At 61.5% G+C, this 18,495-nt stretch carries 17 protein-coding genes; 14 read left to right on the top strand and 3 right to left on the bottom strand.

Going from position 1 to position 18,495, the window contains the following annotated elements; all coding sequences use genetic code 11:
- Positions 1-383 precede the first annotated feature (383 nt).
- The 12 genes from ACP39K_RS22965 to ACP39K_RS23020 all read left to right on the top strand — a co-directional run bounded on the left by ACP39K_RS22965 (position 384) and on the right by ACP39K_RS23020 (position 12,670).
- Positions 384-1,499, top strand: coding sequence for a branched-chain amino acid ABC transporter substrate-binding protein (locus tag ACP39K_RS22965; RefSeq protein WP_033639000.1), 1,116 nt, complete (start codon positions 384-386; stop codon positions 1,497-1,499).
- A 117-nt stretch (positions 1,500-1,616) separates the two neighbouring features.
- The gene (gene livH, locus ACP39K_RS22970; RefSeq protein ID WP_015376290.1) at positions 1,617-2,543 is read left to right on the top strand and encodes a high-affinity branched-chain amino acid ABC transporter permease LivH; all 927 of its coding nucleotides are present in this window, start codon (positions 1,617-1,619) and stop codon (positions 2,541-2,543) included.
- Complete coding sequence (locus ACP39K_RS22975) at positions 2,540-3,823, top strand: high-affinity branched-chain amino acid ABC transporter permease LivM (RefSeq protein ID WP_197818444.1); 1,284 nt, start codon at positions 2,540-2,542, stop codon at positions 3,821-3,823. The genes livH and ACP39K_RS22975 overlap by 4 nt, the downstream gene beginning before the upstream one ends.
- The gene (gene livG / locus ACP39K_RS22980) at positions 3,820-4,590 is read left to right on the top strand and encodes a high-affinity branched-chain amino acid ABC transporter ATP-binding protein LivG (protein ID WP_025304904.1); all 771 of its coding nucleotides are present in this window, start codon (positions 3,820-3,822) and stop codon (positions 4,588-4,590) included. The genes ACP39K_RS22975 and livG overlap by 4 nt, the downstream gene beginning before the upstream one ends.
- A gap of 1 nt (position 4,591) precedes the next feature.
- Entirely contained in the window at positions 4,592-5,293 is a 702-nt protein-coding gene (gene livF, locus ACP39K_RS22985; protein WP_004934391.1) for a high-affinity branched-chain amino acid ABC transporter ATP-binding protein LivF, read from the top strand.
- Positions 5,294-5,337: 44 nt separating this feature from the next.
- Complete coding sequence (locus tag ACP39K_RS22990) at positions 5,338-6,525, top strand: aminotransferase-like domain-containing protein (protein WP_033638994.1); 1,188 nt, start codon at positions 5,338-5,340, stop codon at positions 6,523-6,525.
- Between the two features lie 187 nt (positions 6,526-6,712).
- Positions 6,713-8,032 (top strand): sn-glycerol-3-phosphate ABC transporter substrate-binding protein UgpB, encoded by a 1,320-nt coding sequence (gene ugpB, locus ACP39K_RS22995; protein WP_004934396.1) that lies wholly within the window; start codon positions 6,713-6,715, stop codon positions 8,030-8,032.
- Positions 8,033-8,110: 78 nt separating this feature from the next.
- Entirely contained in the window at positions 8,111-8,998 is an 888-nt protein-coding gene (gene ugpA / locus ACP39K_RS23000) for a sn-glycerol-3-phosphate ABC transporter permease UgpA (RefSeq protein WP_015376293.1), read from the top strand.
- Complete coding sequence (gene ugpE / locus ACP39K_RS23005; RefSeq protein WP_033638989.1) at positions 8,995-9,840, top strand: sn-glycerol-3-phosphate ABC transporter permease UgpE; 846 nt, start codon at positions 8,995-8,997, stop codon at positions 9,838-9,840. Before ugpA ends, ugpE begins: the two co-directional genes overlap by 4 nt.
- A gap of 5 nt (positions 9,841-9,845) precedes the next feature.
- A complete protein-coding gene (locus ACP39K_RS23010; protein ID WP_033638987.1) occupies positions 9,846-10,916 on the top strand; it encodes a sn-glycerol-3-phosphate import ATP-binding protein UgpC in 1,071 nt (356 codons plus the stop codon).
- A complete protein-coding gene (gene ugpQ, locus ACP39K_RS23015) occupies positions 10,916-11,653 on the top strand; it encodes a glycerophosphodiester phosphodiesterase (protein WP_033638985.1) in 738 nt (245 codons plus the stop codon). Before ACP39K_RS23010 ends, ugpQ begins: the two co-directional genes overlap by 1 nt.
- Positions 11,654-11,713: 60 nt before the next feature.
- On the top strand, positions 11,714-12,670 hold the full coding sequence (locus tag ACP39K_RS23020; protein ID WP_497008893.1) for an AEC family transporter: 957 nt from the start codon (positions 11,714-11,716) through the stop codon (positions 12,668-12,670).
- Here the strand turns inward: ACP39K_RS23020 and ACP39K_RS23025 are convergent.
- On the bottom strand, positions 12,651-12,980 hold the full coding sequence (locus tag ACP39K_RS23025) for a hypothetical protein (protein WP_497008895.1): 330 nt from the start codon (positions 12,978-12,980) through the stop codon (positions 12,651-12,653). The genes ACP39K_RS23020 and ACP39K_RS23025 overlap by 20 nt on opposite strands.
- 151 nt (positions 12,981-13,131) lie before the next feature.
- Here ACP39K_RS23025 and ACP39K_RS23030 point away from each other — a divergent pair, with 151 nt between their 5' ends.
- Positions 13,132-13,992 carry a carboxylate/amino acid/amine transporter gene (locus tag ACP39K_RS23030; protein WP_016929456.1) on the top strand — a complete coding sequence of 287 codons (861 nt, stop codon included), beginning with the start codon at positions 13,132-13,134 and terminating at the stop codon, positions 13,990-13,992.
- Positions 13,993-14,008: 16 nt separating this feature from the next.
- Here the strand turns inward: ACP39K_RS23030 and metR are convergent, their stop codons facing one another.
- The gene (metR, locus tag ACP39K_RS23035) at positions 14,009-14,953 is read right to left on the bottom strand and encodes an HTH-type transcriptional regulator MetR (protein WP_016929455.1); all 945 of its coding nucleotides are present in this window, start codon (positions 14,951-14,953) and stop codon (positions 14,009-14,011) included.
- A gap of 90 nt (positions 14,954-15,043) precedes the next feature.
- On the opposite strand from metR, the gene metE reads away from it, so the two are divergent.
- The gene (metE, locus tag ACP39K_RS23040) at positions 15,044-17,332 is read left to right on the top strand and encodes a 5-methyltetrahydropteroyltriglutamate--homocysteine S-methyltransferase (RefSeq protein ID WP_161544309.1); all 2,289 of its coding nucleotides are present in this window, start codon (positions 15,044-15,046) and stop codon (positions 17,330-17,332) included.
- Between the two features lie 84 nt (positions 17,333-17,416).
- Here the strand turns inward: metE and ACP39K_RS23045 are convergent, their stop codons facing one another.
- Entirely contained in the window at positions 17,417-18,244 is an 828-nt protein-coding gene (locus ACP39K_RS23045) for a dienelactone hydrolase family protein (RefSeq protein ID WP_089185192.1), read from the bottom strand.
- Positions 18,245-18,495 lie beyond the last annotated feature (251 nt).

Genomic DNA, 18,495 nt, shown 5'->3' on the forward strand with positions numbered 1-18,495 from the left:
TGATGCCGACAGTGTAATAGATCTTGTGCAGAGCGTTGTGTAAGTTTTTCTGTACGATTACTGTGCAATATGTTTTTTGCACGGGGCATTTTCCGAGTAAATAGTTAGTAAAGGGATTGTTAACCAGCACAACGCGCTACGCCTCAAGGTAAACGGCGCAGATTTAATTCGAATTTTATCCTGTTTACACCGCTTGTTTCTGCCTGATGAAGTTGATTTGCAGCAGAAAATTCCTGTTTAATGGCATGAAAAATAAAGTCTTATTAGAAAATAATGCCGACAAAGCGCCTAAATCATTATTACTTATAACAAAAGCGGTCAATAACGATCGGGCGCAGGCAAACACAACAGGTACGTTCACAACGACAGATGGGGATTTGCGGATGAAATTAACAACAGGTAAGGCACTGCTGGCGGGTTGCATTGCGATGGCCATGAGCCAGGCGGCTATGGCGAAAGACATCAAGGTGGCGATCGTCGGGGCGATGTCCGGCCCGGTCGCGCAGTATGGCGACATGGAGTTTACCGGCGCGCGCCAGGCGATTGCCGACATCAACGCCAAGGGCGGCATCAAGGGCGACAAGCTGGTCGGCGTGGAATATGACGACGCCTGCGATCCGAAACAGGCGGTTGCGGTCGCCAACAAGGTGATCAACGACGGCATTCGCTACGTGATTGGCCACCTGTGTTCCTCTTCCACCCAGCCGGCGTCCGATATCTATGAAGACGAAGGCGTGATCATGATTACCCCGGCGGCCACCAATGCCGATCTGACCACCCGCGGCTACAAGATGATCCTGCGCACCACCGGCCTGGATTCGGATCAGGGCCCGACCGCCGCCAAATACATCCTCAGCGACATCAAACCGAAGCGCATCGCCGTGGTGCACGATAAGCAGCAATACGGCGAAGGCCTGGCGCGCTCGGTGCGCGACAGCCTGAAAAAACAGGGCACCGAAGTGGCGATGTTCGAAGGCATCACCGCCGGCGACAAAGACTTCTCCACCCTGGTGGCGCGCCTGAAGAAAGAAAATATCGACTTCGTGTACTTCGGCGGTTACTACCCGGAAATGGGCCAGATCCTGCGTCAGGCCAAGCAGGCCGGGTTGACCACTCGCTTCATGGGGCCGGAAGGCGTGGGCAACTCCTCGCTGTCCAACATCGCCGGCGCCGCCTCGGAAGGCATGCTGGTGACGCTGCCGAAACGCTACGATCAGGTGCCTGCCAACCAGCCGATCGTCGATGCGCTGAAAGCCAAGAAGCTGGATCCGACCGGCCCGTTCGTCTGGACCACCTATGCTGCGCTGCAGTCGCTGACCACCGGCATGGAGCGCAGCGGCAGCCAGGAGCCGGCGGACATCGTCAAGGATCTGAAAACCGGCAAGCCGGTGGAGACCGTGATGGGGCCGCTGAGCTGGGATGACAAGGGCGATCTGAAAGGCTTCGAGTTCGGCGTGTTCGAATGGCATGCCAACGGCACGTCCACACCGATCAAATAAGCCATAATGATTAGGGTGGGGCGCAGTCCGCTGCGCCCGGCGGGTCGGCTTGCCGGCCCCGTCTCCCTTTACCCGCCGGTTCTCCGTCGGCGGGTTTCGCAGCCAAGGGTTCAGAGTATGTCAGAGCAGCTCCTCTATTTTCTGCAGCAGATGTTCAACGGCTTAACGTTGGGCAGCACCTATGCATTGATCGCCATCGGTTACACCATGGTTTACGGCATCATCGGCATGATCAACTTCGCTCACGGCGAGGTGTACATGATCGGCAGCTATGTCTCCTTTATCGTTATCGCCGCCCTGATGATGCTCGGCATCGACGTCGGCTGGTTGCTGATCGGCGCCGCGTTCCTGGTCTCGATCGTCATCGCCAGCGCCTATGGCTGGAGCATTGAGCGGGTGGCCTACAAGCCGGTGCGCAACTCCAAGCGCCTGATTGCGCTGATCTCGGCCATCGGCATGTCGATATTCCTGCAAAACTACGTCAGCCTGACGCAGGGCTCACGCGATCTGGCGCTGCCCAGCCTGGTGACCGGCCAGTGGGTGCTGGGAGAAAGCAACGGCTTCGCCGCCACCATCAGCACCATGCAGCTGACCATCTGGCTCGTGACCTTCCTGGCGATGCTGGCGCTGACGCTGTTTATCCGCTATTCACGCATGGGCCGCGCCTGCCGCGCCTGTGCGGAAGATCTGAAGATGGCCAGCCTGCTGGGCATCAACACCGACCGGGTGATCTCGCTGACCTTCGTTATCGGTGCGGTGATGGCGGCGGTGGCCGGGGTGTTGCTCGGCCAGTTCTACGGCGTCATCAACCCTTACATCGGGTTTATGGCCGGTATGAAAGCCTTCACCGCCGCGGTTCTGGGCGGCATCGGCAGCATTCCCGGTGCGATGATTGGCGGCCTGGTGCTGGGCGTGGCGGAAGCGCTGACCTCTGCCTACCTGAGCACCGAATACAAAGACGTGGTGTCGTTCGCGCTGTTGATCGTGGTGCTGCTGATCATGCCGACCGGCATCCTCGGGCGTCCGGAGGTTGAGAAAGTATGAAACTCAATCTGCTCAATGCGCTGATCGCCACGGCGGTGCTGTTCGTGATGGCGTCGTTCCTGATGGGCATGCAGCTCAGCCTGGACGGCACCAAACTGGTGGTGCACGGCGCGGCGGAAGTGCGCTGGATGTGGATCGGCATCGGCTGCGTCATCGTCTTCTTATTCCAGCTGTTGCGTCCGCTGCTGCAGCAGGGATTGAAAAAAGTCTCCGGTCCGACGTTCGTGCTGCCGAGCTTCGACGGCACCACGCCGCGGCAAAAGCTGCTGGCGGCTCTGCTGCTTGTGGCGGCGGTCGCCTGGCCGTTCCTGGTGTCGCGCGGCACGGTGGATATCGCCACCCTGACGCTGATCTACGTGATGCTGGGCCTCGGCCTCAACGTGGTGGTGGGCCTGTCCGGTCTGCTGGTGCTCGGCTACGGCGGTTTCTACGCCATCGGCGCCTACACCTACGCGCTGCTGAATCACTATTACGGTTTCGGCTTTTGGGAGAGCCTGCCGCTGGCGGGCATCGTCACCGCCGCCTTCGGCTTCCTGCTCGGTTTCCCGGTGCTGCGGCTGCGCGGCGACTATCTGGCGATCGTGACGCTCGGCTTCGGCGAGATCGTGCGCATTCTGTTGCTGAACAATACCGAGATCACCGGCGGGCCGAACGGCATCAGCCAGATCCCGAAACCGACCTTCTTCGGCCTGGAGTTCAACCGCAGCGTGCGCGACGGCGGCTGGGATACTTTCCATAACGTCTTCGGCCTGAAATACGATCCGAGCGATCGCATCGTATTCCTGTACCTGGTGGCGTTGCTGCTGGTGGTGCTGACGCTGTTCGTCATCAACCGCCTGCTGCGCATGCCGCTCGGGCGCGCCTGGGAAGCGCTGCGCGAAGACGAGATCGCCTGCCGCTCGCTGGGCCTCAGCCCGACGCGCATCAAGCTGACCGCCTTTACCATCAGCGCCGCCTTCGCCGGGTTTGCCGGCACGCTGTTCGCCGCGCGCCAGGGGTTCGTCAGCCCGGAATCCTTCACCTTCGTCGAGTCGGCCTTCGTGTTGGCGATCGTCGTACTGGGGGGCATGGGCTCGCAGTTCGCGGTCATTCTGGCGGCAATCCTGCTGGTGGTGTCGCGCGAGCTGATGCGCGATCTGAATGAATACAGCATGTTGCTGCTGGGTGCGCTGATGGTGCTGATGATGATTTGGCGGCCGCAGGGGCTGTTGCCGATGAAACGGCCGCAGTTGAAGCTGCAGGCGGCGGACATTCACGCGGGCAAGGGGGAACAGGCATGAGCGTTCAACCTTTACTGCAGGTAGAAGGCCTGTCGATGCGTTTCGGCGGGCTGCTGGCGGTCAACAATGTGGCGCTGACGCTGAACGAAGGCGAAATCGTGTCGCTGATCGGCCCCAACGGTGCCGGTAAGACCACGGTGTTCAACTGCCTGACCGGTTTTTACCGCCCGACCGGCGGCACCATCAAATTGCGCGATCGCCACCTGGAAGGGTTGGCGGGGCAGGCCATCGCCCGTATGGGCGTGGTGCGTACCTTCCAGCATGTGCGGCTGTTCCGTGAAATGACGGTGATTGAGAACCTGCTGGTGGCGCAGCATCAGCACCTGAAAAGCGGCGTATTCGCCGGGCTGCTGAAAACCCCGGCCTTCCGCCGCGCCGAAGCCGAGGCGCTGGCGCGCGCGGCGGAGTGGCTGGAGCGCGTCGGCCTGCTGGAGATGGCCAACCGTTCGGCGGGCAACCTGGCCTATGGGCAGCAGCGGCGGCTGGAGATCGCCCGCTGCATGGTGACCCGGCCGGAGCTGCTGATGCTGGACGAACCGGCCGCCGGCCTCAACCCGAAAGAGACCGACGAGCTGGATCATCTGATCGTCGAGCTGCGCGATCGGCATAAGGTCTCGGTGTTGCTGATCGAGCACGACATGAAGCTGGTGATGGGCATTTCCGACCGCATTTATGTGGTGAATCAGGGCACGCCGCTGGCGCAGGGCACACCGGCGGAGATCCGCAACAACCCGGACGTGATCCGGGCTTATTTGGGCGAAGAATAATATGTTGTCATTCAATCAGGTATCCGCCCATTACGGCAAAATTCAGGCGCTGCATCAGGTCAGTCTCACGATAAGTCAGGGCGAAATCGTGACGTTAATCGGCGCCAACGGCGCCGGTAAAACCACGCTGCTCGGCACCCTGTGCGGCGAACCGCGCGCCAGCGAAGGCAGCATCGTTTTCCAGGGCCAGGACATCACCCAGTGGCAAACCTCGCGCATCATGCGCGAAGCGGTGGCGATCGTGCCGGAAGGGCGGCGCGTCTTCTCGCGCATGACGGTGGAAGAAAACCTGGCGATGGGCGGTTTCTTCGCCGATCGCCAGCAGTATCAACAGCGTATCGAACGGGTGTTCACGCTGTTCCCGCGCCTGCTGGAGCGCCGAAGCCAGCGCGCCGGCACCATGTCCGGCGGCGAACAGCAGATGCTGGCCATCGGCCGCGCGCTGATGAGCCAGCCGAAGCTGCTGCTGCTCGACGAACCTTCGCTTGGGCTGGCGCCCATCATCATCCAGCAGATCTTCGACATCATTCAGCAGCTGCGGGAAGAGGGCATGACCATCTTCCTGGTGGAGCAAAACGCCAATCAGGCGCTGAAATTGGCGGACCGCGGTTATGTGCTGGAAAACGGCCGCGTGGTGTTGGAAGATACGGGGGCTGCATTGTTAGCCAACGAAGCAGTGAGGTCGGCGTATCTGGGCGGTTAATCCGCCCCCCTACGAATTAAAATAATCAGGTACGAGAAGAAGAAATGAAGACAGAAGGGTTACTCGCGCAGCGCATCGTTAACGTAAAAAGTTCGGCCATCCGTGAATTGCTTAAGCACAGCAAGATGGAACACGTCATTTCGCTGGCGGGCGGCATCCCCTCTGATGCGCTGTTCGATTTCGAAGGATTGAGCATCGCCACCCAGCAGGCGATCACCGAACAGCCGAAAAGCGCGTTTCAGTATGGTTTGACCGAGGGCAGCCCGCTGCTGCGTGAGCGCATTTGCGCGCTGTGCGCCGAGCGCGGCGTCACCGCTGGCGCGGAAGAGGTGATGGTCACCGCCGGCTCGCAGCAGGCACTGGATTTGGTGATGCGCGCCATCGTCAATCCCGGCGACGTGTTTGTGGTGGAGCGCCCGACCTACCTGGCGGCGCTGCAAACGCTGGAACTGGCGGAGGCCAACATCATGTCGGTCTCGTCCGACAGCGACGGCATGGTGGTGGAAGAGCTGGCCGAACTGCTGAAAACCCAGCGCATCAAGGGCGTGTACGTGGTGCCGAACTTCGGCAACCCCAGCGGCATTACCCTCAGCGCCGCGCGCCGCGAACTGCTGGTGAAGCTGGCCGCCGAACATAACTTCCTGATCATCGAAGACGATCCGTACGGCGAACTGCGTTTCACCGAAGAGCGCCACCCGACGCTGCATCAGGTGTCGCAGCGGGTGCTGGGCAACACCGACCACATCATCTATACCTCGACCTTCTCCAAGATCCTGGCGCCGGGCCTACGCTTGGGCTGGGCGATCCTGCCGCCGTTCCTGCTGCATAAAGTGGCGATCATCAAACAGGCGGCGGATCTGCACGCCAGCGCCCTGTCGCAGAGCATCGTCGAATGCTACCTCGGCCTGGATCGCCTGCCGGCGCAGATCGACAAGATCCGCGCCGCCTACAAGCAAAAGGGCGAGATCCTGGCCGGTTTGGTGGAGCAGGAGCTGGGCGACTACATCACCTTCGATAAGCCGAAGGGCGGCATGTTCCTGTGGGCGCGTTTCCGCCAGCCGTTCAACGCCACCGAATGGCTGAACACCACGCTGCAGCAGGGCGTGGTGTTCGTGCCGGGGGAATACTTCTTCTCCGACAACCCGGATCGTTCGACCTTCCGCCTGTCGTTCGCCACCGCCACCGAGCAGCAGATGCAAGAAGCGGTGGCGCGCCTGCGCCGTTCGCTGTAATCCTCGCGGCGGCGGAGCCGATGCCCGCCGCCGACATCAAACCGCCATCTTCACTTCACCTTGCCGTCATGTGGCTGTCATATAACGGTTATTTTTCTGTCATCCGCGCATGGCATGTTAGCTTCCGAACAAAAAACTGATTCTTTTCGCTCACGCGCTTTTACACCAGCTTTTTCAGGAGTTAGGCATGCTCACCTACGCTATTCGCAAAACCACGCTGTGCGTCGCATTGACCCTGGCGGTCAGCGCTCAGGCGCTGGCGGCGACAGAAATCCCGTTCTGGCATTCAATGGAAGGCGAACTGGGTAAGGAAGTGGATTCCCTGGCGGATCGCTTCAATCAGTCGCACAGCGACGTCAAGATTGTGCCGGTTTATAAAGGCAACTACGAACAGAGCCTGGCGGCGGGCATCGCCGCTTACCGCTCCGGCAAGGCGCCGGCGATCCTGCAGGTTTACGAGGTGGGCACCGCCACCATGATGGCCAGCAAAGCCATCAAGCCGGTCTACGAAGTGTTTAAAGAGGCCGGCATCAACTTCGACGAGTCGGTGTTCGTGCCGACGGTGGCCGGCTATTACACCGACAACAAGAGCGGCCATCTGCTGTCGCAGCCGTTCAACAGCTCCACGCCGGTGCTGTACTACAACAAAGACGCTTTCAAAAAGGCCGGCCTGAACCCGGATCAGCCGCCGAAAACCTGGCAGGAACTGGCGGCGGATACCGCCAAACTGCGCGAAGCAGGCATGAAGTGCGGTTACGCCAGCGGCTGGCAGGGTTGGATCCAACTCGAGAACTTCAGCGCCTGGCACGGCGTGCCGTTCGCCAGTGAAAACAACGGATTTGGCGGCACCAGCGCCAAGCTGGAGTTCAACCAACCGCTGCAGGTCAAGCATATCGCGTTGCTCGAAGCGATGAACAAGAAGGGCGACTTTACCTACTTCGGCCGCAAAGACGAATCCACCGAGAAGTTCTACAACGGCGATTGCGCCATCACCACCGCCTCTTCCGGTTCGCTGGCGGACATCAAGCACTACGCCAAATTCAACTACGGCGTCGGCATGATGCCTTACGACGCCGACGCGAAAAACGCGCCGCAGAACGCCATCATCGGCGGGGCCAGTCTGTGGGTGATGAACGGCAAAGACGCCGCCACCTACAAGGGCGTGGCCGAGTTCCTGCAGTACCTGGCGCAGCCGGAAATCGCCGCCGAATGGCACCAGAAGACCGGTTATCTGCCGATCACCACCGCGGCTTACGATCTGACCAAGCAGCAGGGCTTCTACGATAAGAACCCGGGGGCCGACGTCGCCACTCGCCAGATGCTGAACAAGCCGCCATTGCCGTTCACCAAGGGCCTGCGCCTGGGCAACATGCCGCAGATCCGCAGCGTGGTGGATGAAGAGCTGGAAGGCGTGTGGACCGGCAAGAAAACGCCTCAGCAGGCGTTGGACGCCGCCGTGCAGCGCGGTGACGTGCTGCTGCGCCGCTTCGAAGCATCGACCAAGTAACCCTGCGTCGCGGGCCCGGCAGACCGGGCTCGCGTCTTCACGCCGATCCTTCCGTACCCGATTAATGGTTTAACTGCTATGTCATCTTCCCGTCCCGGTTTCGGCTGCAGCTGGTTGCCCTATGCGTTGGTGCTGCCGCAGCTGCTGATTACCGCCGTCTTCTTTTTATGGCCCGCCGGCGAAGCGCTGTGGTATTCGGTGCAGAGCCTCGATCCGTTCGGCCTGTCCAGCCAGTTTGTCGGGCTGGATAACTTTAAACAGCTGTTCCAGGATCCTTACTACCTCGACTCGTTCTACACCACGCTGATCTTCAGCTTCCTGGTGGCGGGCATCGGGCTGGCGGTTTCGCTGTTCTTCGCCGCGCTGGTGGACTACGTGCTGCGCGGCAGCCGCCTCTATCGCACGCTGATGATCCTGCCCTACGCGGTGGCGCCGGCGGTGGCGGCGGTGCTGTGGATCTTTCTGTTCAACCCCGGTCTGGGGCTGATTACCCATTTCCTCAACGGGCTGGGCTATAACTGGAACCATGCGCAAAACAGCGGCCAGGCGATGTTCCTGGTGGTGCTGGCCTCGGTATGGCAGCAGATAAGCTATAACTTCCTGTTTTTCCTCGCGGCGCTGCAGTCTATCCCGCGTTCGCTGGTGGAAGCGGCGGCCATCGACGGCGCCGGCCCGGTGCGGCGTTTCTTCCATCTGGTGCTGCCGCTGATCGCGCCGGTGAGCTTCTTCCTGCTGGTGGTCAATCTGGTGTACGCCTTCTTCGATACTTTCCCGGTGATCGACGCCGCCACCGGCGGCGGGCCGGTGCAGTCCACCACCACGTTGATCTACAAGATCTACCGTGAAGGCTTCGCCGGGCTGGATCTCTCCAGTTCCGCCGCGCAGTCGGTGATCCTGATGCTGCTGGTGATCGGCCTGACGGTGATCCAGTTCCGCTTCGTTGAACGTAAGGTGCGCTACCAATGATTGAGAATCGACGCGGGCTGGATGTCTTCAGCCATGTGATGCTGATTATCGGCGTGCTGGTGGTGCTGTTCCCGCTGTACGTGGCCTTTGTCGCCGCCACGCTGGACGACAAACAGGTGTTTCAGGTGCCGATGACGCTGGTGCCCGGCGGGCACCTGTGGGAGAACATCCGCAATATCTGGCAGGGCGGCGTGGGCAACCTCAAGGTGCCGTTCTCGCTGCTGTTGCTCAACAGCGTGATCATGGCGCTGGCGATCACCTGCGGCAAGATCGCGGTGTCGGTGCTGTCGGCTTACGCCATCGTGTATTTCCGTTTCCCGCTGCGCAGCCTGTTTTTCTGGCTGATTTTCCTCACCCTGATGCTGCCGGTGGAGGTGCGCATTTTCCCGACGGTGGAGGTGATCTCCAACCTCAACCTGCTGGACAGCTATACCGGCCTGACGCTGCCGCTGATGGCCTCGGCCACCGCCACCTTCCTGCTGCGCCAGTTCTTCATGACGCTGCCGGATGAGCTGCTGGAGGCGGCGCGCATCGACGGGGCCGGGCCGATGCGTTTCTTCTGGGACATCGTGCTGCCGCTGTCGAAAACCAATCTGGCGGCGCTGTTCGTCATCACCTTTATCTACGGCTGGAACCAATACCTGTGGCCGATCCTGATCACCAGCGATGCCTCGATGGGCACCGCGGTGGCGGGCATCAAGAGCATGATCTCCACTTCCGGCGCGCCGACCCAGTGGAACCAGGTGATGGCGGCGATGATTCTGACTTTATTGCCACCGCTGGCGGTGGTGCTTCTGATGCAGCGCTGGTTTGTGCGCGGTCTGGTTGATAGCGAGAAATAACGACGATGGCAGGATTAAAACTACAGGCGGTCACCAAGTCTTACGACGGTAAAACGCCGGTGATCAAACAGATCGACCTCGACGTGGCGGACGGTGAATTCATCGTGATGGTCGGCCCGTCCGGCTGCGGCAAATCCACGCTGCTGCGCATGGTGGCCGGGCTGGAGCGCACCACCAGCGGCGATATTTATATCGATACCCGGCGCGTGACCGATCTGGAGCCCAAGGATCGCGGCATCGCGATGGTGTTCCAGAACTACGCGCTCTATCCACACATGAGCGTGTACGACAACATGGCCTACGGCCTCAAGATCCGCGGTTTCGGCAAGGATCATATCCGCCAGCGGGTGGAGGAGGCGGCGCGCATTCTGGAGCTGGAGCCGCTGCTCAAGCGCAAGCCGCGCGAACTTTCCGGCGGCCAGCGCCAGCGGGTGGCGATGGGGCGCGCCATCGTGCGCGAACCGGCGGTGTTCCTGTTCGATGAACCCTTGTCCAACCTGGACGCCAAGCTGCGGGTGCAGATGCGCCTGGAGCTGCAGCAGCTGCACCGACGCCTGAAAACCACCAGCCTGTACGTGACCCACGATCAGGTGGAGGCGATGACGCTGGCGCAGCGGGTGATCGTGATGAACAAGGGCGTGGCGGAACAGATCGGCACCCCGAGCGAGGTATATCAGCGGCCGGCTTCGCTGTTCGTCGCCGGCTTTATCGGCTCGCCGGCGATGAACCTGCTGCCCGGCACCCTGAGCGCTGACGGCGGCCAGCTGCTGCTGACGGACGGCATGGCGCTGCCGTTGCCGGCGGCCAAGCCGCAGTGGGCGGGGCGGCCGTTGACGCTGGGCATTCGGCCGGAGCATATTCAGCTGGTGGCGCAAGGCCAGGGCGTGCCGCTGCAGCTGCAGACGTTGGAACTGCTGGGGGCCGACAATCTGGCGCACGGCCAGTGGGGCGGACACGGGGTGATCGCGCGGCTGTCGCATGAAACCTTGCCGGCGGCGGGCAGTACGCTATATTTGCAGCTGCCTGCTCAGGCGCTGCACTTCTTTGACACCCACAGCGGATTACGGATGGATTGATGACGAGACCCTGGCCTTACCCTCATATTGTCGCCCACCGCGGCGGCGGTTCTCTGGCGCCGGAAAACACCCTGGCGGCGATCGACGTCGGCGCGCGCCACGGCCACAAGATGATCGAGTTCGACGCCAAACTGGCGCAGGACGGACAAATTTTCCTGCTGCATGACGATACGCTGGATCGCACCAGCAACGGCTGGGGCGTGGCGGGCGAACTGCCGTGGGATAAACTGGTGCAGCTGGACGCCGGCAACTGGTACAGCTCGGCCTTCAAGGGCGAGCGGCTGCCGCTGCTGTCGGAGGTGGCGGAACGCTGCCGGGAACACGGCCTGATGGCCAATATCGAGATCAAACCGACCACCGGCAGCGACGATGAAACCGGCCGGGTGGTGGCGCTGGCGGCGCGGCTGCTGTGGCAAGGGCAGACCGACCCGTTGCTCTCCTCCTTCTCGGTGGAAGCATTGGCGGCGGCGCAACGCACCGTGCCGGATTTGCCGCGCGGCTTGCTGCTGGAGGACTGGGACGACAACTGGCGCGAGCTGACCGAACGTCTGGATTGCGTCTCGCTGCATATCGATCACAAAGCGCTGACCGCCGAACGGGTGAACGCGTTGAAAGACGCCGGGCTGCGCATTCTGGTGTATACCGTCAACCAACCGGATCGCGCGCGCCTGCTGCTCGACTGGGGCGTTGACTGCATTTGCACCGACCGGATAGATTTGATTGGCCCGGATTTTTAATCCGGCGCCGATAAATCCCGCGACGACAAGCCTTGCCGCCGCGCCAACGGAAGGAATGCGATGCCAGGCTTTATGATGTCACTGTGGCACCAGATCGTGCTGTCTTTACCGCTGTTCGCCCTGATCGCGTTGGGTTATGGGCTGATTCGCTGGGGGAAATGGCCCTCCAGCATCACCGATGGCCTGACGCGTTTCGTGTTTTCCCTCGCCTTGCCCGCCATGCTGTTTCGCATGATGTGCGACTTCTCGCAGCGCCCGGCGGTCGACGCCCGGCTGTTGATCGCGTTCTTCGGCAGTTGCCTGATCGTGTTCGTGCTTGGCCGCCTGGTCGCCCGGCACCTCTTCCGGCTGGATGGCGTCGCCGGATCGGTGTTTGCGCTGGGCGGTATTTTCTCCAATAACGTGATGCTCGGTTTACCGATCGCCAGCGTAATGCTGGGGCAGGCGGCGATCCCGTCGGTGGCGCTGGTGCTGGTGTTCAACGGCCTGATCCTGTGGACGCTGGTGACGGTGTCGATCGAATGGGCGCGCAACGGCTCGCCGACGCTGGGCGGCTTCGCTAAAACCGCGCGCAGCGTGCTGACCAACCCGCTGATCGTCGGCATTTTGTCCGGCACGTTGTTTAGCCTGACCGGCTTGCCGCTGCCGGACTTCGTCGAGCGACCGGTCAGCATGCTCGGCCAGGTGGCGGCGCCGCTGTCGCTGGTGGTGCTTGGCATGGGGCTCGCCGAGTACCGCATCAGCGAAGGCTGGCAGCTGAGCAGCGCCATCTGCGTGCTGAAGTTGCTGGTACAGCCGTTGGTGATTTGGCTGCTGGCCTGGATGATGGATCTGCCGCCGATGGAGACCCGGGTTGTGGTGCTGCTTGGGTCGATGGCGGTGGGGGTGAACGTCTACCTGATGTCGCGCCAGTTCAATACGCTCACCGGCCCGGCCGCCACCAGCCTGGTGATGTCCACCGTGCTGGCGGCGATCACCACGCCGCTGATCCTCACCGTTATGGGCGTGCGGGCGTAGCCGGCAGCGGCGCCTGCGGCACCGCCGGCACGGTGCGATTGAACGGATCGCGCGGCTGGTTGCCGTTAGGCAGCAGTTGCCCGCCGTTCGGCGTGGTTTGCAACAGCTGTTGCCGTTGATTGTCGAACTGTCGCTGTTGCTGCAGGCGGCGTTGATCCATCTGCCGGTTGTTCAACAAGCGCTGTTGCTGCGCCTGCTGGCTGTTTTGGTTGAGTAACTGCTGCTGTGAACGCAGGTCGGTTACGCCGTTGGCCGCCGCCGCCAACCCTGGCAGCAACAGCAGAGCGAACAGAATGTGAGATGTTTTCATGATGGTTACCTCGCCTTTTTACTAAGCCTAACCCAGCGGTGAAATTTTGCCGGTAGTTTGTCTTTTGTTCAGATGTAAACTGCCTTTCATCCCCTTATGCGTCCATCTTCCGTTACAATCGCCCTTTCGGTCTTTTTAGGGTGAACCCATCGTGCTGCTTTTGGTTATAACCACCATCCTGTGGGCGTTTTCTTTCAGCCTGATCGGCGAGTACCTGGCGGGCCATGTCGACAGCGGGTTCTCGGCGCTGGTGCGCATCGGGCTGGCGGCGCTGGTGTTCCTGCCGTTCCTGCGCTGGCGCAATATCAAGCCCAGGGTGATCCTGCTGTATATGCTGGTGGGCGCCTTCCAGCTGGGCATCATGTACCTGTTCAGCTTCCGCGCCTATCTCTACCTGACGGTGCCGGAATTCCTGCTGTTCACCGTGTTGACGCCGCTGTACATCACGCTGATCTACGACTTACTGAGCGGCCGCCGTCTGCGCTGGGGCTATGTGTTCAGCGCGCTGTTGGCGGTGCTGGGCGCGGCGATCATTCGCTATCACCAACTGAGCGAACACTTCTGGTGGGGGCTGCTGTTGGTGCAGGCGGCGAACATCAGCTTCGCCATCGGCATGGTCGGCTATAAGCGCCTGATGGAAGTGCACCCCTTGCCGCAGCACACCGCCTTTTCCTGGTTCTACCTGGGGGCGGCGGCGGTGGCGGTAGTGGCCTGGTTCCTGTGGGGCAATCCGCAGCAGTTGCCAACCACCAACCTGCAGTGGGGCGTGCTGATCTGGCTGGGCGTGGTGGCGTCGGGGCTGGGCTATTTCATGTGGAACTACGGCGCGACGCAGGTGGATGCCGGCACGCTCGGCATCATGAACAACATGCATGTGCCGGCCGGCTTGTTGGTCAACCTGGCTATCTGGCAGCAGCAGCCGCACTGGCCGAGCTTTATCATCGGCGGGGCGGTGATCGTCGCTTCGCTGTGGGTGCACCGCCGCTGGGTGGCGCCGAAACAGCTCGGCTAAACGGGGGGCCGACAGTTTATACGCCGGCCGCCAACGCTTTGGCGCCGGTCGCGCCGGGGCGTGCCGCATCGCGCACGAACGGCAGATGATCGCAGGCGTGCTGGCGGGCCGAGCGGATAAAGGCTTCGGTCACCGCCTGGCGCTGTTCGCCGTCGCGCACGGCGGCGTACAGGCGGCTCCACAGGCCGTCACCCAGGGTTTTGGTCACCACCAGCCCCTGCCGTTCGAAACTCTCCACTACCCAGTGCGGCAGCGCCGCAATCCCCATCCGCGCCGATACCATCTGGATCAGCAGCAGTGTGTTATCGACGTTCTTCAATGCCGGGTTAACGCCCGCCGGCTGCAGGAAATGCCGCCAGATATCCAGCCGCTGGCGCTGCACCGGGTAAATCAACAGCGTTTCATCGCTCAAGTCTTCCGGCTCGATGTGCGGCTTGCCGGCCAGCGGATGATCCGGCGCCAGCACCAGACGCACCTCGAAATCGAACATCGGCGAATAGTGCAGGCCGCTGCGCGGCAGAATATCCGACGTCATCACCAGATCCAGCTCGCCCTGTTGCAGGGCTGGCTGCGGATCGAAAGTCACGCCGGAAGTGAAGTCCATCACCACCTGCGGGAAACGCTGGCGGAAGTTGTCCAGCGCCGGCGTCAGCCACTGAATGCAGCTGTGGCATTCGATGGCGATGCGCAGCGTGGTCTGGTGCGGCTCGTGGCAGGCCTGCAGCGCCTGTTGGATCTGCGGCAGCACCTGTTCCGCCAGCTGCAGCAGGATCTCGCCCTGGGCGGTGAAGCGCAGCGGTTGGCTCTTGCGCACGAACAGCTTGAAGCCCAGACGTTGCTCAAGATCGCTGAACTGGTGCGACAGGGCAGACTGCGTCTGATGAAGTTGGGCCGCCGCCCCCGCCAGCGAACCGCTGTTGCGCAGAGCCTGCAGCGTCCGTAAATGTTTCAGTTCGATCATGAGAGTCCTTCACATTGACAGTGAATAAATTGCGCTTGTGGTTAATACAGTACCTGCTGATTATGGATGTGTAAACATCTGGACGGCTAAATGGGGAATATGACGATGGCAATTTTGAATCACACACTGGGTTTTCCTCGCGTTGGGCTACGACGTGAGCTGAAAAAAGCTCAGGAAAGCTACTGGGCCGGCAACTCAACGCAGGAAGAGCTGTTGGCGGTTGGCCGCGAGCTGCGCGCTCGTCATTGGCAACAGCAACAGCAGGCCGGGGTGGATTTGGTGCCGGTCGGCGATTTCGCCTGGTACGATCATGTGTTGACCACCAGCCTGCTGCTGGGCAACGTGCCGGCGCGCCATCAGAATGCGGATGGCTCGATCGATCTGGACACGCTGTTCCGCATCGGCCGTGGCCGCGCACCGACCGGCGAGCCGGCGGCCGCGGCGGAAATGACCAAATGGTTCAACACCAACTACCACTACATGGTGCCCGAATTCCAGCAAGGCCAGCAGTTCAAGCTGGGCTGGACTCAGCTGTTGGACGAAGTGGATGAAGCGCTGGCGCTCGGCCATCGCATCAAGCCGGTGCTGCTGGGTCCGCTGACCTATCTGTGGCTGGGGAAAGTGAAGGGTGAACCGTTCGACCGCCTGTCGCTGCTGAAAGAGATTCTGCCTGTTTACCAGCAGGTGCTGGCCGAGCTGGCGAAGCGCGGCGTTGAGTGGGTGCAAATTGACGAGCCTGCGCTGGTGCTGGAGCTGCCGCAAGCCTGGCTGGACGCGTTCAAACCGGCTTACGATGCGCTGCAGGGGCAGGTGAAGCTGCTGTTGACCACGTATTTCGACAGCGTCGGCCATAACCTCGACACCATTCGCACCCTGCAAGTACAGGGGCTGCACGTCGATCTGGTCGCCGGTCATGACGATATCGCCGCGCTGAGCGCCGCATTGCCGCAAGACTGGCTGCTGTCGCTGGGGGTGATCAACGGCCGCAACGTTTGGCGCGCCGATCTGAGCCGCTGGTTTGAGCGTCTGCAGCCGCTGGTGGGGACTCGCCCGCTGTGGATTGGCTCTTCTTGTTCACTGTTGCACAGCCCGATCGACCTGAGCGTGGAAAGCCGTCTGGACGAAGAAGTGAAAAGCTGGTTCGCCTTCGCGCTGCAAAAATGCGCCGAACTGGCGCTGTTGAGCTCGGCGCTGAACGCGCCTGACGCGGCGAAACAGGCTGAACTGGACGCCTACAGCGCGCCGATCCGCGCCCGCCGTCAGTCGATCCGTGTGCATAACCCACAGGTTGAGCGCCGGCTGGCCGCGATCACCGCGCAGGACAGCGAACGCCACAGCGCTTACGCCGAGCGCGCCAGGGCGCAGCGCGAGCGTTTCAACCTGCCGGCCTGGCCGACCACCACCATCGGTTCGTTCCCGCAGACCACCGAGATCCGCGGCCTGCGTCTCGACTTCAAACAGGGCCGTTTGGACGGCAATAACTACCGCACCAGCATCGGTGAGCACATCAAACAGGCGATTGTCGAGCAGGAACGTCTCGGGCTGGACGTGCTGGTGCACGGTGAAGCCGAGCGCAACGACATGGTGGAGTATTTCGGCGAGAACCTCGACGGCTTCGTGTTTACCCAGAACGGCTGGGTGCAGAGCTACGGCTCCCGCTGCGTGAAGCCGCCGGTCATCATCGGTGACGTCAGCCGCCCGGAAGCCATCACCGTCGAATGGGCCAAATTCGCCCAGTCGCTGACCGACAAACCGGTGAAAGGCATGCTGACCGGGCCGGTGACCATCCTGTGCTGGTCGTTCCCGCGTGAAGACGTGACCCGCGAAGTGATCGCCAAGCAGATTGCGCTGGCGCTGCGCGACGAGGTGGAAGATCTGGAAAAAGCCGGCATCGGCATCATCCAGATCGACGAACCTGCGCTGCGCGAGGGGCTGCCGCTGCGCCAATCCGACTGGGCCGCCTACCTGAATTGGGCGGTGGACGCCTTCAAACTGAATGCCGCCGTGGCGCGGGATGACACCCAGATCCACACCCACATGTGTTACTGCGAGTTCAATGACATCATGGACTCTATCGCCGCGCTGGACGCCGACGTGATCACCATCGAGACCTCGCGTTCCGATATGGATCTGTTGGAAGCCTTCAAAGAGTTCGAATACCCGAACGAAATCGGGCCGGGCGTCTACGATATCCACTCGCCGAACGTGCCGAGCGTGGAATGGATCGAAGCGCTGCTGCGTAAAGCGGCGCAGAACATCCCGGCGGAACGCCTGTGGGTCAATCCGGATTGCGGCCTGAAAACTCGCGGCTGGCCGGAAACCCGGCAGTCGCTGGCCAACATGGTATTGGCGGCGCAGCGCCTGCGCGAGCACGCGTGATGCCGTGCGGCGGATGAACCGCCGCTTATAGATTTACTGGTGTGATGATTGGGCGCTTCGGCGCCCTTTTTTATGCGAGGGACATTATTTGACGCCGTGCTGGGCGAACCACGCCAGCATGCGCTGCCAGCCGTCCTCCGCCGCTTCGGCGTTGTAGCTGGGGCGATAGTCGGCGTTGAATGCGTGCCCGACGCCAGGATATACCACGATTTCGGCCTCGGCGTTGGCGGCGCGGATCGCCTGACGCATGGTTTCCACCGTCTCCAGCGGAATGCCGCTGTCCTGCCCGCCATACAGCCCCAGCACCGGCGTTGACAGGTGGGTGGCGACATCGACCGGATGCTTCGGTGAATTCAGCGTTTTCTCGCCGACCAGTTTGCCGTACCAGGCGACCGCCGCCTTCAACTGCGGGTTGTGCGCCGCGTACAGCCAGGTAATGCGGCCGCCCCAGCAGAAACCGGTGATCGCCAGCTTGCCGGCGTCGCCGCCGTGGCGAATAGCCCAGTGCGCGGCGTGATCCAGATCGGACAACACCTGACGATCCGGCACCTTGGTCACCAACTGCTGGAACAGCTCGCCGATATCGCTGTAGTCATTGGCGTCGCCCTGGCGGAAATAGAGCTCGGGCGCGATCGCCAGATAGCCCTGCTTGGCCAGGCGACGGCACAGATCCTGAATGTGCTCATGGACGCCGAAGATTTCCTGCACCACCAGCACGATGGGAAAGGGGCCGTTATGGTCGGCGGGTTTGGCGACGTAGGCCGGCAGCGCGTCGCCCTGAGAAGGGATGGTCGTTTGCCCGGCGTGAATGCCCTGTTCGTCGGTGATAATCGCGGAGGTGGCCAACGGCGCGGCGGCCGGGGCGAATCCCCCCTTAGCCTGTTCTAATGTCATCACATGTTCGGTTTTCATTGCGGTCTCCGTGCAATAGAAAAAAGCGCTGAGATTAACTATAGGAAAGATTACCCATTATTGGCGCTGCGTGGCGCACTTTCGGACAAGTCGATAAAAAACGGCTAATTATCTGGCTTTGCGGCATTTTTAAGCGCTTTTTATCATGTTATTACGCGTTTTGGCCCGCGTAAGTGCCATAAGGTGCGTTAGAGGGCTTTTTTGTCCCTAAGCAACCGATAAGATGGGGGTATTTCGAATTGATGCGCTAA

The sequence above is a fragment of the Serratia sp. EC4 genome (genome assembly GCF_059652115.1).

Bases quoted from the DNA above. Each gene is read 5' to 3' on its own strand.
- ACP39K_RS23010 (WP_033638987.1), top strand. From the start codon at position 9,846: ATGGCAGGATTAAAACTACAGGCGGTCACCAAGTCTTACGACGGTAAA.
- ugpE (WP_033638989.1), top strand. From the start codon at position 8,995: ATGATTGAGAATCGACGCGGGCTGGATGTCTTCAGCCATGTGATGCTG.
- ugpQ (WP_033638985.1), top strand. From the start codon at position 10,916: ATGACGAGACCCTGGCCTTACCCTCATATTGTCGCCCACCGCGGCGGC.
- livG (WP_025304904.1), top strand. From the start codon at position 3,820: ATGAGCGTTCAACCTTTACTGCAGGTAGAAGGCCTGTCGATGCGTTTC.
- ACP39K_RS23025 (WP_497008895.1), bottom strand. From the start codon at position 12,980: ATGAAAACATCTCACATTCTGTTCGCTCTGCTGTTGCTGCCAGGGTTG.
- metR (WP_016929455.1), bottom strand. From the start codon at position 14,953: ATGATCGAACTGAAACATTTACGGACGCTGCAGGCTCTGCGCAACAGC.
- ACP39K_RS22965 (WP_033639000.1), top strand. From the start codon at position 384: ATGAAATTAACAACAGGTAAGGCACTGCTGGCGGGTTGCATTGCGATG.
- ugpB (WP_004934396.1), top strand. From the start codon at position 6,713: ATGCTCACCTACGCTATTCGCAAAACCACGCTGTGCGTCGCATTGACC.
- metE (WP_161544309.1), top strand. From the start codon at position 15,044: ATGGGGAATATGACGATGGCAATTTTGAATCACACACTGGGTTTTCCT.
- ACP39K_RS23045 (WP_089185192.1), bottom strand. From the start codon at position 18,244: ATGAAAACCGAACATGTGATGACATTAGAACAGGCTAAGGGGGGATTC.
- livF (WP_004934391.1), top strand. From the start codon at position 4,592: ATGTTGTCATTCAATCAGGTATCCGCCCATTACGGCAAAATTCAGGCG.
- livH (WP_015376290.1), top strand. From the start codon at position 1,617: ATGTCAGAGCAGCTCCTCTATTTTCTGCAGCAGATGTTCAACGGCTTA.
- ugpA (WP_015376293.1), top strand. From the start codon at position 8,111: ATGTCATCTTCCCGTCCCGGTTTCGGCTGCAGCTGGTTGCCCTATGCG.
- ACP39K_RS22990 (WP_033638994.1), top strand. From the start codon at position 5,338: ATGAAGACAGAAGGGTTACTCGCGCAGCGCATCGTTAACGTAAAAAGT.
- ACP39K_RS23020 (WP_497008893.1), top strand. From the start codon at position 11,714: ATGCCAGGCTTTATGATGTCACTGTGGCACCAGATCGTGCTGTCTTTA.
- ACP39K_RS22975 (WP_197818444.1), top strand. From the start codon at position 2,540: ATGAAACTCAATCTGCTCAATGCGCTGATCGCCACGGCGGTGCTGTTC.